This window comes from Mycobacterium dioxanotrophicus (assembly GCF_002157835.1).
GTDB lineage: Bacteria > Actinomycetota > Actinomycetes > Mycobacteriales > Mycobacteriaceae > Mycobacterium > Mycobacterium dioxanotrophicus.
This window is the reverse complement of the sequence record NZ_CP020809.1, coordinates 5,491,423-5,504,986: the sequence shown is the minus strand read 5'-3', so window position 1 is coordinate 5,504,986 and position 13,564 is coordinate 5,491,423. Positions and strand designations below refer to the sequence as shown.

12 protein-coding genes are annotated in these 13,564 nt (G+C 66.7%); 8 read left to right on the top strand and 4 right to left on the bottom strand.

Annotation, left to right across the window (positions count from 1 at the left end; translation table 11 throughout):
- Positions 1-2: 2 nt before the first annotated feature.
- A complete protein-coding gene (locus BTO20_RS26810) occupies positions 3-1,058 on the bottom strand; it encodes an IS110 family RNA-guided transposase (RefSeq protein ID WP_087079026.1) in 1,056 nt (351 codons plus the stop codon).
- 322 nt (positions 1,059-1,380) lie between these two features.
- Between BTO20_RS26810 and BTO20_RS26805 the strand changes: the two genes are divergently transcribed.
- Both BTO20_RS26805 and BTO20_RS26800 read left to right on the top strand, forming a co-directional pair.
- The gene (locus BTO20_RS26805; RefSeq protein ID WP_087079025.1) at positions 1,381-2,322 is read left to right on the top strand and encodes a hypothetical protein; all 942 of its coding nucleotides are present in this window, start codon (positions 1,381-1,383) and stop codon (positions 2,320-2,322) included.
- A gap of 158 nt (positions 2,323-2,480) precedes the next feature.
- Complete coding sequence (locus tag BTO20_RS26800; protein WP_087079024.1) at positions 2,481-3,368, top strand: hypothetical protein; 888 nt, start codon at positions 2,481-2,483, stop codon at positions 3,366-3,368.
- A gap of 104 nt (positions 3,369-3,472) precedes the next feature.
- On the opposite strand, the gene BTO20_RS26795 is transcribed toward BTO20_RS26800, so the two are convergent.
- A complete protein-coding gene (locus tag BTO20_RS26795; RefSeq protein WP_029371029.1) occupies positions 3,473-3,940 on the bottom strand; it encodes a gamma-glutamylcyclotransferase in 468 nt (155 codons plus the stop codon).
- Between the two features lie 41 nt (positions 3,941-3,981).
- On the opposite strand from BTO20_RS26795, the gene BTO20_RS26790 reads away from it, so the two are divergent.
- The 3 genes from BTO20_RS26790 to BTO20_RS26780 all read left to right on the top strand — a co-directional run bounded on the left by BTO20_RS26790 (position 3,982) and on the right by BTO20_RS26780 (position 8,066).
- Entirely contained in the window at positions 3,982-5,397 is a 1,416-nt protein-coding gene (locus BTO20_RS26790) for an NAD(P)H-quinone dehydrogenase (RefSeq protein WP_087079023.1), read from the top strand.
- A gap of 75 nt (positions 5,398-5,472) precedes the next feature.
- On the top strand, positions 5,473-7,218 hold the full coding sequence (locus tag BTO20_RS26785; RefSeq protein WP_087079022.1) for a glycerol-3-phosphate dehydrogenase/oxidase: 1,746 nt from the start codon (positions 5,473-5,475) through the stop codon (positions 7,216-7,218).
- The gene (locus BTO20_RS26780) at positions 7,215-8,066 is read left to right on the top strand and encodes a pseudouridine synthase (RefSeq protein WP_087079021.1); all 852 of its coding nucleotides are present in this window, start codon (positions 7,215-7,217) and stop codon (positions 8,064-8,066) included. Before BTO20_RS26785 ends, BTO20_RS26780 begins: the two co-directional genes overlap by 4 nt.
- Before the next feature lie 6 nt (positions 8,067-8,072).
- On the opposite strand, the gene BTO20_RS26775 is transcribed toward BTO20_RS26780, so the two are convergent.
- Positions 8,073-9,959, bottom strand: a complete 1,887-nt coding sequence (locus tag BTO20_RS26775; protein WP_087079020.1) for a glycoside hydrolase family 2 protein — start codon at positions 9,957-9,959, stop codon at positions 8,073-8,075.
- A gap of 353 nt (positions 9,960-10,312) precedes the next feature.
- Between BTO20_RS26775 and BTO20_RS26770 the strand changes: the two genes are divergently transcribed.
- Positions 10,313-11,083: an SDR family NAD(P)-dependent oxidoreductase gene (locus BTO20_RS26770; RefSeq protein WP_087079019.1), complete on the top strand. Its 771-nt coding sequence runs from the start codon at positions 10,313-10,315 to the stop codon at positions 11,081-11,083.
- Positions 11,080-11,682, top strand: a complete 603-nt coding sequence (locus tag BTO20_RS26765; protein ID WP_087079018.1) for a hypothetical protein — start codon at positions 11,080-11,082, stop codon at positions 11,680-11,682. The genes BTO20_RS26770 and BTO20_RS26765 overlap by 4 nt, the downstream gene beginning before the upstream one ends.
- Positions 11,683-11,714: 32 nt before the next feature.
- Here the strand turns inward: BTO20_RS26765 and BTO20_RS26760 are convergent, their stop codons facing one another.
- The gene (locus BTO20_RS26760; RefSeq protein ID WP_087082738.1) at positions 11,715-12,404 is read right to left on the bottom strand and encodes a TetR family transcriptional regulator; all 690 of its coding nucleotides are present in this window, start codon (positions 12,402-12,404) and stop codon (positions 11,715-11,717) included.
- Between the two features lie 72 nt (positions 12,405-12,476).
- On the opposite strand from BTO20_RS26760, the gene BTO20_RS26755 reads away from it, so the two are divergent.
- Positions 12,477-13,547: a ferredoxin reductase gene (locus BTO20_RS26755; protein WP_087079017.1), complete on the top strand. Its 1,071-nt coding sequence runs from the start codon at positions 12,477-12,479 to the stop codon at positions 13,545-13,547.
- Positions 13,548-13,564: the final 17 nt, after the last annotated feature.

Below are 13,564 nucleotides of genomic sequence, written 5' to 3'. Positions count from 1 at the left end.
TGTCAAGCCGCGGTGGGTTGGGGGTCGTTGAGGCGGGCTTGTTCGTCGAGGTGCAGGCGGCGGTAGACGATGCGGGCGAGGCGGCGTTTGAGGCAGCGCAGGGCTTCGGTGGACGAGTCGCCGTGGGCGAGACGTTTGCGGTAGTAGGTCTGTCCGGGGCTGTCGGCGATGCGGATTTGGGTGATGGCGATGCGGTGCAGGGCGGCGTTGAGTTGGCGGTTGCCTGAGCGGGTCAAGCGGACGCGTCCGGCGGTGTTTCCTGACCACACCGGTATGGGGGCGGTGCCGCTGTGACGGGCGAACGCGGCGTCGCTGGTGAAGCGTTTGACGCCGGCGGTTTCGCCGACGAGTTTGGCTGCGGTCAACGCGCCGCAGCCTTGAAGGGCCAGCAGGTGTGGCGCGACGTCGTGGACGTGCTGGTCGATGCGGGTGGCCAGGGCGTTGATGGTGTCGGTCAGGCGGGTGATGTCATCGAGCTCGTCGCGGGCCAGCTCAGCGAGTAGTCCGTGCAGGGTGTCGAGCCAGTGGGCAAGCTCCGAACGGGTTTTCGCCCGGTCCAGGGCGCCTTTTTTGGGGGTGCGGGCGGGGTCGAGTTCGTGGACACGCCCCAGCAGTCGGTTGATCGTCGAGGTGCGTTGAGCGACAAGGTCTTCGCGTCGATCTACCAGGAGCTTGAGCTCTCGTGACACCTCGTCGTGGGCGGCGACGGGCAGATCGGGATACCGCAACACTGCGTGCGCGGCAGCAAGAGCGTCGATGGGATCGGACTTGCCGCGGGTGCGGGCGCAGGCTCGGGTCTGGGCCATCAACTTGGGGGCCACCCGCACCACACGTTGCCCTGCTGAGAGCAAGTCGCGCTCGAGGCGGGCCGACAGATTGCGGCAGTCCTCGATCCCCCAGATCAGATCGTCGCCGAACTGCGCACGGGCCCAGTGCAACGCCTTCTGATGGCCCGCGCTGGTCGCGGGAACGAGTTTTTCGCCGAGCTTGGCGCCGGCCTCGTTCACCGCAACGAAGGTATGGGTGCGCTTGTGCACATCGGTACCAACAATCACCATGGACAGTGCCTTCTTTCATCAAGAGGTGGATGAGTGAAGGTTGGGCCGGCCGGCGGACACATCTCAGTGGGGGCGGTGCCACGCTCCTATCAAGTCACGCCGGTCGGTCCTTCCCACCTGATATCGGCAGAATGCTCGAAGGCCAACCCCCGCGAGGACGGCAGTGCGTGTCTGAGCCAGACACCAGGTGAAAAGAACCCAACCACCGCAACAGCGGCAATCACCACATTGACACTGAGTGCGTGTCTGTTGCCCGACACGCCCTATAGCGTCAGCATTTTTGCCGCGTTCGCGGTGCCGTGAGCGCTCTTAAGCTGCTGATGTGACCGATACCCCCGACGATGAACTGGCCGCGGCGACCGCAGCATTGCGGGAAGCCGCCTCGCTGCAGCAGCGGCTGTCGACAGCACGCAGCAAGGCCGAAGGTTCTGCAGCTGCCGCCGCGGCGGCCCAGGAACACATTGCGCACGAGGCCGAGGACATCCACAAGCTGGAATCCCTGTCCCTCACGGGCATCCTCTCGCGGCTCAAGGGTTCCCACGCAGACGATCTGGCCCGTGAGACAGCCGAACACGAAGCCGCCCAATACGAATACCGGACACGGGAAGCCCGTGCGGTCGCCGATCAGCGCAACGTCGACCATCTCCAGAACCGGCTCGATCAATTGGGCGACGTGGCGGCGCGTCATACCAAGGCGTTGGCAGCCAAAGAGCAGTGGTTGCGGCAGACCGGCGCTCCGGCCGCGGCGAAGTTGTCTCAAATCGCCGAGCGGCGAGGGCATTTGACGGCGGAGCTCGCCGAGATCGCCGAGGCTAGTGGCGCCGGCAAACGAGCCCTGGCCGATCTGCGCACGGCGGCCGAGCGGATTGGCAGTGCACGGTCGTGGTCTGCCTACGACACGTGGTTCGACGGCGGGATCATCGCGAGCATGATCAAGAACAACAGGCTCGACGACGTGGTGAACTGTCTGCGTTCAGCCGACCGGGAGCTGCGGACTTTCACCACCGAACTGGCCGACGTTCACATGCAAGGCGTGCAAAGCCTCCAAATAAGCTCATTCACACGGACATTGGATGTCTGGTTCGACAACTTCTTCACCGATCTGATGGTGCGGGACCAGATCATCGAGGCTCAGCAGAAGGTCGATCAGGCGATTGAAGGAGTCAAGGCCGTGCTGGCCCGGCTCGATGGACGTAAGCAGAAGCGCGAGGACGAGTTGGCCCAATTGCAGGCCGAGCGGACGGTGCTGCTGACCTCGAGTTGACCCGGCCGCGCGAGCGTGCGTGTCTGTTGCCCGACACGCCGTCCGGCGTCGGCAGTTTGCGCACACTCGCGCTCGGCGAGTTATCCACAACCCGTCGTTCATCCACAATCTGTCCTGACGGTCTCCCGAAGACGCTGCGCTGCAATGACCATCGCTGCATGGACCCACAACTCACCGAGCTTTTCGCGACCCAACGCGGCGTTGCCACAAGCGGACAGATTCTCGGCGTGATGACCCGTCATGCGTTCGACAAAGCCGTCGATACCGGTGTGCTGGAACGGATGTGGCAGGGCATCTACTGCCTGGGCGAGCCGACCGACGATCTCAGGCTGCGCGGGCTGGATCTGTCCTGCGGCCGAAAAGTCGCCGTCTGTCTCGGCACAGCGGCGGCGATGCACGGATTCGACACAGAAGACCCTCCCGACCTGCACATCCTCAATCCGCCAGGTGGTCAGATGCGGTCGACGGATGGATTGGTCGTACACCGACGCGACAACGCGCCATTGGCCTTCATCGACGGCCGATACGCCACCGCCCCGGCATGGACGGCCATCGAGGTGGCGCGGGCGTTGCGACGTCCGCGGGCCCTGGCAACTTTGGACGCCGCGTTGCGCAGCGGCACGTGTAACCGCGCCGACCTGTGGCGCGCGGCCATCGCACAGGCCGGGCGGCGGGGCATCGTCAACGTCCGGAATCTGATCGCATTGGCCGACGCGCGTGCTGAATCACCGATGGAGAGCGAGGCGCGGCTGGTGATGCTCGACGGTGGCCTGCCGACTCCCGAGCTGCAATATGAGGTGGTCGACGGCAATGGTCAGCCGAGAAGGCTCGATTTCGCGTGGCCCGGCCGGCGCGTCGCGGTCGAGTACGACAGCATGGACTGGCACGGCAATCCCGACGCGCTGCGTGACGACCGGAGGCGAACCGCTGCGTTGATGGCAATCGACTGGGTCGTCATCTCGATCGTGTTCGAGGACGTACGTCAGCGGCAAGGGGAGATGGTTGCGCGGATCAATGGGCAGCTGTGTCGCGCTCGCGCGGCGTGAGGGTACGCAGAGTGCTGACGACGCGCGGCGTGTCGGGCAGCAGACACGCACGTTCGCGGGGCCAACGGGCCAACGGGCCCAGAGTGCACGAAGGTGCGCGAAAGCTACGGCCCGATGTTACGAGCAGGGCGGGTCCGCAGGTCGTGCACATACTCCGGCGGAGCCCCGGCGATCTCGGCGGCGTCGGCCATCACCCCGAGGTAGCGAGCGGAGGGCAGGCCGCCTTCCCATGCGTCGACCACGTACAGCCAGGCGAGCACCGGGTCGGTGGTGGTGTCGGAGGACAGCCGGTCGACCCGGCACCGGATCTTCTTGTGGAAGCCGAGCTCGGAGCCCTCCCAGCGGTCCAGCGAGTGCTCGTCGGCCGGGGTCATGTCGTAGAGCACCACGAAGACCTTCGACAGCGGATCTTCGACGACGGTCGCCAGCGCTCCCTCCCAGCCGATGTCCTCCCCGCCGAAGGTCAGCCGCCAGCCGTGCAACCAGCCAGTTCCCGCCATCGGGGAGTGTGGAGCCCGCTCGAGCATCTGCTCTGGATGCATGTTCGACCCGTAGGCGGCGTAAAGCGGCACGGTAAGACAGCTTAATGCGCGAAGTTCGTTAGGTTAGTGCGGTGGCAACGCGCATCGTGATCATCGGCGGTGGCCCCGCCGGCTATGAGGCGGCTCTGGTCGCCGCTGCCCGCGGCCCCAAGGTCGCCCATGTCACCGTCGTCGACAGCGACGGCATCGGTGGCGCCTGCGTGCTGTGGGACTGTGTGCCGTCGAAGACGTTCATCGCGTCGACCGGCGTGCGGACCGAACTGCGTCGGGCACCCAACCTGGGCTATTCGCTGGATCTGGACGACGCCAAGATTTCGTTGACCCAGATCAACGAGCGGGTCAAGACGCTGGCGACGGCCCAGTCCGTCGATATCGCAGAGCGGCTGCGCAGCGAGGGCATCGACCTGATCGAGGGTCGCGGCGAGTTGATCGACGACCGCCCGGGTATGGCCCAGCACCGGGTCAAGGTCACGGGGTCTGACGGACGCGTGAGCCAGTTGACCGCCGACGTGGTGCTGATTGCCACGGGTGCGAGCCCACGTGTGCTGCCTAATGCCGCGCCGGACGGTGAACGCATCCTGAACTGGCGGCAGCTCTACGACCTGGACACCCTGCCCGAGCACCTCATCGTCGTCGGGTCCGGTGTGACCGGTGCCGAGTTCGTGAACGCCTACACCGAGCTCGGTGTCACGGTGACCGTGGTGGCCAGCCGCGATCAGATCCTGCCGCATGAGGACTCCGATGCCGCGGCCGTGCTGGAAGACGTGTTCTCCGAGCGCGGCGTCACGTTGATCAAGAACGCACGGGCCGATTCGGTCACCCGCACCGATACGGGCGTACGGGTCGCGATGGCCGACGGGCGTGCCGTCGAGGGCAGCCACGCGCTGATGACCGTCGGCTCGGTGCCGAACACGGGCGGCCTGGGGCTGGACCGGGTCGGCATCGAACTCGGGCCGGGCAACTACCTCACCGTCGACCGGGTGTCGCGCACATCGGTGCCCGGCATCTACGCGGCGGGGGACTGCACCGGCCTGCTGCCGCTGGCTTCGGTGGCGGCCATGCAGGGCCGTATCGCGATGTACCACGCGCTGGGCGAGGCCGTCGCGCCGATCCGGCTGCGCACGGTGGCCGCCGCGGTGTTCACCCGGCCGGAGATCGCCGCGGTGGGGGTGCCGCAGGGCAAGATCGACGACGGTTCGGTGCCGGCCCGCACCCTGACCCTGCCGTTGAACACCAACGCGCGGGCCAAGATGTCGAGCCTGCAACACGGCTTCGTCAAGATCTTCTGCCGCCCCGCGACCGGTGTGGTGATCGGCGGCGTGGTGGTCGCGCCCATCGCGTCGGAGCTGATCCTGCCGATCGCGCTGGCCGTGCAGAACGGCATCCCGGTCGCGGAACTCGCCCAGACCTTCTCGGTGTATCCGTCGCTGTCCGGCTCGATCACCGAGGCGGCCCGTCAGCTGATGCAACACGACGATCTGGATTAGCCAGGGAGGCGACGCGCGTCACCCTGGTGCCGCGGAACCGCGCAGATCGTTTCGAGCCCACGTAGCCTGGGGACCGTGACTGACCCGATCTCTGCACCGGGCGACGGGCAAACCCTCCTCGGACCTGAACAACGCGCGCAAGCCTGGCAGCAACTGACCGACGAGCAGTTCGACGTCGTCGTCATCGGCGGCGGCGTTGTGGGCGCCGGTGCGGCCTTGGATGCGGCCACCCGAGGGCTGAAGGTTGCTCTGGTCGAGGCCCGGGATTTCGCATCGGGCACGTCCAGCCGCAGCTCCAAGATGTTCCACGGCGGCCTGCGCTACCTCGAACAGCTGGAATTCGGGCTGGTGCGCGAAGCCCTGCACGAGCGCGAGCTGAGCCTGACCACGCTGGCGCCGCATCTGGTCAAGCCGTTGCCGTTTCTGTTCCCGCTGACCAACCGGTGGTGGGAGCGTCCGTACGTGGCAGCCGGGATCTTTCTGTACGACCAGCTCGGTGGCGCGAAATCCGTTCCGGCACAAAAACATCTGACCAAGGCGGGGGCTCTGCGGCTGGCGCCCGGCCTCAAACGCAGCTCACTGATCGGCGGGATCCGGTACTACGACACCGTCGTCGACGACGCCCGGCACACCATGACCGTGGCCCGTACCGCGGCGCATTACGGCGCGGTGGTGCGTACCTCGACCCAGGTCGTCGCCCTGCTCCGCGAGGGCGACCGGGTCACCGGTGTGGTGGTGCGCGATTCGGAGAACGGAGCCGTCACCGAGGTCCGCGGCCACGTGGTGGTCAACGCAACCGGTGTGTGGACCGATGAGATCCAGGCCCTCTCCAAGCAGCGCGGCCGCTTTCGGGTGCGCGCGTCCAAGGGCGTGCACGTCGTGGTGCCCCGCGACCGCATCGTCAGCGAGGTGGCGATCATCCTGCGCACCGAGAAGTCGGTGCTGTTCGTCATCCCGTGGGGCACGCACTGGATCATCGGGACCACCGATACCGATTGGAACCTCGACCTGGCCCATCCGGCGGCCACCAAGGCCGACATCGACTACCTCCTCGGCCACGTCAACACCGTGCTGGCCACTCCGCTCACCCACGACGACATCGACGGTGTGTACGCCGGGCTGCGTCCGCTGCTGGCCGGTGAGAGCGAGGAGACCTCCAAGTTGTCGCGCGAGCATGCGGTCGCGGTGCCCGCCCCCGGGCTGGTGGCGATCGCCGGCGGCAAGTACACCACCTACCGGGTGATGGGGGAGGACGCCATCGATGCGGCGGCCGAGTTCGTCCCGACCCGGGTGGCGACGTCGATCACCGAGAAGGTCCCGCTGATGGGCGCCGACGGATATTTCGCGCTCATCAACCAGACCGAGCATGTCGGCGCGCATTATGGCCTGCATCCCTACCGGGTGCGGCATCTTCTCGACCGGTACGGCTCGCTGATCGGTGAGGTGCTCAAGATGGCCGAGGGCCGGCCCCAGCTCCTCGAGCCGATCTCCGCGGCGCCCGTGTATCTGAAGGTGGAAGCCTGGTACGCCGCGGCCGCCGAGGGTGCTCTGCACCTGGAGGACATCCTGGCCCGGCGCATGCGGATCTCGATCGAATACCCGCACCGCGGCGTGGAGTGTGCGCGCGAGGTCGCCGAAGTCGTTGCGCCGGTGCTGGGTTGGAGCACCGAGGACGTCGACCGCGAGGTCGCCACCTATCTGGCGCGGGTGGAGGCCGAGGTGTTGTCGCAGACGCAGCCCGACGACGAGTCCGCCGATGCGCTGCGCCAGGCCGCGCCCGAGGCGCGCGCCGAGATTCTCGAGCCCGTGCCGCTCAATTGAGGAGGCCCGCCCCGCTGCCGGTGCGCAACGGGCTGGGCCCGGCCCGGTTGCGGTTGTGGGGCGGCAACGTGTTCGACGAGCTGCAGACGCGGTTCGGGCTCGGCGCGAAAGTGCTTGCCGGAGAGGTGGTATGCGCCGACGGTGCGATAGTCGACGCGACGACGACGCTGCCGGCGGGTGCGCACGTGTATTTTTACCGCGACCTGCCCGACGAGATTCCTGTGCCGTTCGACATCCCGGTCCTGCATCGCGACGACGACATCGTCGTGGTCGACAAACCGCACTTCCTGGCCACCATGCCTCGGGGTGGACACGTCGCGCAGACCGCGCTCGTGCGGCTGCGCCGGGAGTTGGATCTGCCGGAGCTGAGCCCCGCGCACCGGCTCGACCGACTCACTGCCGGGGTGCTGCTGCTCACGACACGCCGTGAGTTGCGCGGCCCGTATCAGACGCTGTTTGCCCGCGGCGCGGTACGCAAGACGTACGTGGCCCGCGCGCTCGGGGAACCCAACATCGCGCTGCCCGCCGTGCTGCGCAGTCGGATCATCAAGGAGCGCGGGCGGTTACAGGCTTTCGAGGAACCCGGCGAGCCCAACGCCGAGACCCTCGTCGAGGCGCTCGGTGACGGCCTCTACCGACTGACCCCGCACACCGGGCGCACTCACCAGTTGCGCGTGCACATGACCTCCCTGGGCGTGCCGATCCTCGGTGATCCGTTGTACCCCAACGTACTCGACGTGGCACCGGACAACTTCAGCGTGCCGCTGCAGCTGCTGGCGCAGCGTCTGGAATTCGATGACCCGGTGACCGGCCGGACGCGCGAGTTCATCAGTGGCCGCACCCTGTGAGGTAGGTCAGCTGCGGCCGGGCGCCGGCTCGGTGCCACCCGCAGCGATCACCGCACGATTCTGAGCGGCGACGGCGGCAGCGTCGACCTTCACCAGCCTGCGGTCGTAGCTGAGATAGCCGTTCACCTCGTTCTCGACATCGGTTGTCTGCGTGTAGATCGCGCCCGACAGACCACCGACACGGACCTGCCGTTCCAGGTCGCGGCCGATGTCGAGATATCGCTTGGTCAATTGTGCTTGGTCGCCGGTCATCTCGTAGGCCTCCGGTGGGCCCGGCCACCGATTGTCGGGGAGCACCAGGCCGATACCGCCGTACTCGCCGATCATTGCCGCCCGGCCGTCGTGCACCGCGGTAGCGCCCGGCCCGACGTAGGTGTGGTCGTCGTAGATGTCACCGGCACCGCTGTCCGGGCGTGACTTGCAGCAGTTGACCCCGCTCTCGGCGTCCACCAGCCGCGTCGGGTCTTGGGCCTTGACCTGGTTGGCGATACGCGCGGTGTCGTATTCGCCCCAACCCTCGTTGAACGGTACCCAGCCGACGATCGAGGTGACGTTGTGCAGCTGATCGACGATCTGCGACAGCTCCTTCTCGAACTGCCCTTTCGCGTCGGGCGGCGGGTCGGGGTCAGGGCCCCATGGGCCCCCGATCGGCACACCCAGAGAGGGCATGTCCTGCAACACCATCAAGCCCAGCTTGTCAGCCCAGTAGTACCACCGGGCCGGCTCCACCTTGGCGTGTTTGCGAACGGTGTTGAGCCCCAGCTTCTTTATCTGCTCGAGGTCCGATTTCAGTGCGTCGTCGGTGGGCGCGGTATAGATGCCGTCGGGCCAGTAGCCCTGATCCAGAACGCCTTGCAGGAACATGATCTGGTTGTTCAGTGCGATGCGCGGCCGGCCCTGCGCATCCCTGACGATGCCGATGGTGCGCAGCCCGCCGTAGCTGGAAATCTCGTCGACCATCTTGCCGGACCGGTTGATCAGCCAGACCTTGATGTCGTACAGGTAGGGATCGTCGGGCGTCCAGAGATGTGGCGCCGGTACCGGGACCCGAATTGTGTCGCCGGGCTTGCCGGATGCGCGGGACACCTCCCGGCCGTCGCGCGTGGCGACGGACACCACGACATGCCCGGGATCCGGACCGGCGATCGTGGGTGTGACGGCGAAACTGGTCAGGTCCGGCGTGACGTCCAGCTTGCTGACGTGCGTCGCACGCACCGGCTCCATCCACACGGTCTGCCAGATACCCGACGCACCGGTGTAGGTGAGCCCGTGCGGCTGGTTCCGTTGCTTGCCGACGGCGTACGGGCTGTTCTCGTTGTGGTCCTCGACCCGCACGGCCAGGCTCTGCGGGCCGGGCCATTGCAGGGCATCGGTGATGTCCACGGTGAAACTGGTGTAGCCGCCCTCGTGGTAGCCGACCTGATGGTTGTTGACCCACACGGTGGCAACCTGGTCGACCGCGCCGAAGTGCAACAACACCCGCTGGCCCCACCAGGTGCGCGGGATTTTCAGCGTCTTGTGGTACCACATCTGATCGTCGTGACGCTGGATGCCGGACAGTGCCGACTCCGTGGGGTAGGGCACCAGGATGCGCTCGTGATAGTCGTTGGGGCCCGGAGGATTTGGCGCCGACCATCCGGTGTAGTCCCAACCGCCGTTGAGGTTGCGCCAGTGGGTGCGGGCCATCTGGGGGCGCGGGTATTCGGGCAGCGCGTGGGCCAGGTCGACCAGTTGCGTCCATGGAGTGGACAGCGGTGACTGCCGGTGCTGCCAGCTGTCGACCGCGTGCGCGGGCACCGGGAAGACGACGCCGGCGCCCAGCATGAGTACCGCCACGAGTAGCCGCAGCGCCCATGCCCCGCGCAGATGCCACGCCCGTGCGCCGGCGTCCATGATCGTTCCCCCACAGATCGACGTTCAGTGTCCCCATCAGCAACGCTGCTGTTGTCATGCCGGCCAGATCCCCGCCGCACATACCGAACGAATCGAGCGACCCAATGGTGAGACCGGGACAACACCCGCGGCTCGACCGCCGATAGGTGAATCGACGGCACAGCACCGTTCGTTACAACCTCCACCGTACCGAATGTCACACCGAAGGTTGCCGTCCGACTACAGCCAATCATCAAGGCTGCTAAGCGGTTTCCCGTGGTGAGCGGCGTGAGCACGCGTACCTGGGCTGCGGCCGCCCGACCAGCGGCAGCAGACGCGTCCGACGTCGAACTGGCACGTGTTCTACTGACGGGGTGGACCGTCAGAAATTTGATCAGCTGTTCGACATGACCGACCGCAGCGTCATCGTGACCGGCGGCACCCGCGGCATCGGATTGGCGTTGGCCGAGGGATTCGTGCTGGCGGGCGCGAAAGTCGCGGTGGCCAGTCGGAAAGCCGACGCGTGCGAGGCCGCCGCGGCTCATTTGCGCGAGCTGGGCGGTGATGCCATCGGCGTGCCCACCCACAGCGGCAATATCGACGATCTCGGCTCCCTTGTGGAGCGGACCGTGTCCGAGTTCGGCGGGGTCGACGTAGTGGTCAACAACGCTGCCAACGCATTGGCGCAACCGCTCGGGTCGATGACGCCCGATGCGTGGGCCAAGTCCTATGAGGTCAATCTGCGCGGCCCGGTGTTCCTGGTGCAGCACGCACTGCCGTACCTGAAAGAGAGTTCGCATGCCGCGGTGCTCAACATGGTTTCGGTCGGGGCGTTCAACTTCGCGCCGGCACTGTCCATCTACGCATCCGGCAAGGCGGCGCTGATGTCGGTGACCCGGTCGATGGCTGCGGAGTTCACCCCGTTCAATATCCGGGTCAATGCCATCGCGCCCGGGCCGGTCGATACCGACATGATGCGCAACAACCCGCAGGAAGCCATCGACCACATGGTCGGCGGGACGCTGATGAACCGGCTGGCCACACCCGACGAGATGGTCGGGGCAGCCCTGCTGCTGTGTTCCGACGCCGGTAGCTACATGACCGGCCAGGTGATCATCGTGGACGGCGGCGGAACGCCGCGATGACAGAAGATTTCACGACACCGGTCCAACTGAGCGGGGTTGACAGCACCCGGGTGCGCAGCGGCCGAGCCCAGGAGGTGCTGACACTGGGGCCTGACGGCATCACGTTGGTGCGCGACGGCACCACGGTCACCGTCGCGTGGCGCGACATCACCGGTATTGACCTGGTCCAGGTGATGACGGGGCGCCTGTCGGCCCTCACCAAGGCTTGGACCATCAGTGGAGCAGCCGACCCGATCTACCCGTACGAATTCGACGAACACTGGACGACTGGACCGATCGGACGATGGCTGACGCATTACCGGCCCGACCTGGACCTGCCTGCCGATGGTGCGACGCTGCCGCTCGGCATCCCGCAGCGGATGTATCCGTGGGTGTTTGGGCCGGGGGCGCTGATCGGCATCGTCGTTCTGATGGTCGGGGGCATGTCGCTCTTGTCGGCAGCGCTGTGGACCGCGGCCTGTGTCGGCGGCGTCCTGTTGCTGGTCAGTTCGCCCCGCAAAACCAAGGTCTTCGGTAATGTCGCGGCGACAATCGGGTTCGGCTGCATGCTGCTGGCCGGTATCGCGTGGCTGATCGGCAAGTTCGGACCGCCGTTTTGATGCTCACCCGCGCTTGGTGGCAGCAGCGGGCCCTAACGCTCGCTGTGCCAGCCCTGCACCCCGACTGCGATCATGCGCAATTGTTTGATCGCGGTGCGGTGGATCGCATCCACACTGTGGGCGTCTGCTGCGTCTTCTAGGGCCTCGGCGATCGAGATCATCGCATTGACGAACAGGTTGGCGAGGATGTTGAGATCCTCGCTGCTCCAGTCGGTCAGGCCGGGGAAGCGGGCCAGGTCGATCGCGAGTTCCGAGGTGATGAGCCGGATCTCGGTGCGGATGGCGTAGCGCAGTACTGAGACGCCGCTGTTGCGTTCGCGGGAGATGAACCGCCAGTGCTCGCGGCGCTCGTTGACGCTGCCGATGAGGATTTCGGCCGAAGACTCGATGACGTGGCGCGGGTCGAGCTTGCCTGCGCGGGCGCCGCGCAGCATGTCGCGTAAGGACCGGAAGGACTCGTCGATGAGCACGAGGCCCAGGGCGTCCATCGAATCGAAGTGGCGGTAGAACGCGGCAGGCACGATGCCCGCCTCGCGAGTGACCTCGCGCAGGCTCAGCGAGCTGAAGCTCTGTTCCTCCAGCAGCTTGAGCGCGGCCGCGATGATCGCGCGCCGGGTGGCTTCTTTGCGTTCTTCACGAGACAGGGTGTCGCGCGAGCGCGATGACTCTGAGCTTCGCGCTCGTGACCTTGGTGTTCGTGAAATGGGCGTACGGTTGTTCACTGATGTGAAGCGTACCACAACCTGCATTTTTTCCGTTGACAGCACCCGTGTTACCGGCGGTACTGTGTACACATGTTCACTCAAACTTTGACAGCGGGAGTTCGCCGGCGGGTATCCAGCTCGTCGCTGGTGAACCTGCTGACGGGACCCCACGGGGTCGACCGATACACCGAGCTGGTGGAGCCGACCTGGACGCGCGGCGACGCTCGCGCCAAGGTCATCGCGGTGCGGCGCCAGACGCCGCGCAGCGTCACGCTGACCCTCGAACCGAACGACGCGTTCGCCGGATTCCGGGCCGGCCAGCACATCAACCTCTCCGTCGAGATCAACGGGCGGCGCCGCACGCGCTGCTATTCGCCGGCCAGCGCCGAAGGCGCGGGCTCGATCGAGTTGACCATCGGTCGCCACGACGGAGGGCTGGTGTCGAACTACCTGTGCGACCACGCCTACCCGGGCATGGTGCTGGGCCTGGACTCCGTCGGCGGCGACTTCGTGATGCCCGCCGTGCGGCCCCGCCGCATCCTGTTCGTCTCCGGCGGCAGCGGCATCACCCCGGTGCTGTCGATGCTGAGGACCCTGCGCGCCGAGGGCTTCACCGGTGAGGTGGCTTTCATCCACTACGCACGCACCGCCGATGAGGCCTGCTACCGGTCGGAGCTCGCGGCGATGCGCGGTGTGCGGGTGCTGCGCGGCTACACCCGGGGCGGCGAGGGCAACGTGACCGGTCACTTCGACGCCGGACACCTGGCCACGGCGTTCCCGGGGGCCGCTCCCGATGCGGTCTACGTCTGCGGACCCGCGGCGCTCGTCGACGCCGTGCGCGAGCTGTGCCCCGACGCGCAGTCCGAGAGCTTCGTGCCACCGACGTTCACCGTGCCGGCCGAAGCGACCGGTGGTGCCGTCACCTTCACCAACAGCAACATCACGGTGACCGATGACGGTCAACCGTTGCTCGCACAGGCCGAGGCCGCAGGCCTGACCCCGGAAAGCGGCTGCCGCATGGGCATCTGCCACAGCTGCACGCGGTTCAAAACCCGTGGTGCCGTGCGCAACCTGATCACCGGCGCGGTATCCAGCGCCGACTGCGAAGACATCCAGATCTGCGTCACCGCCCCTGTCGGCGACGTCGACATCGACCTCTGACCCCAGATCTCTCCAAC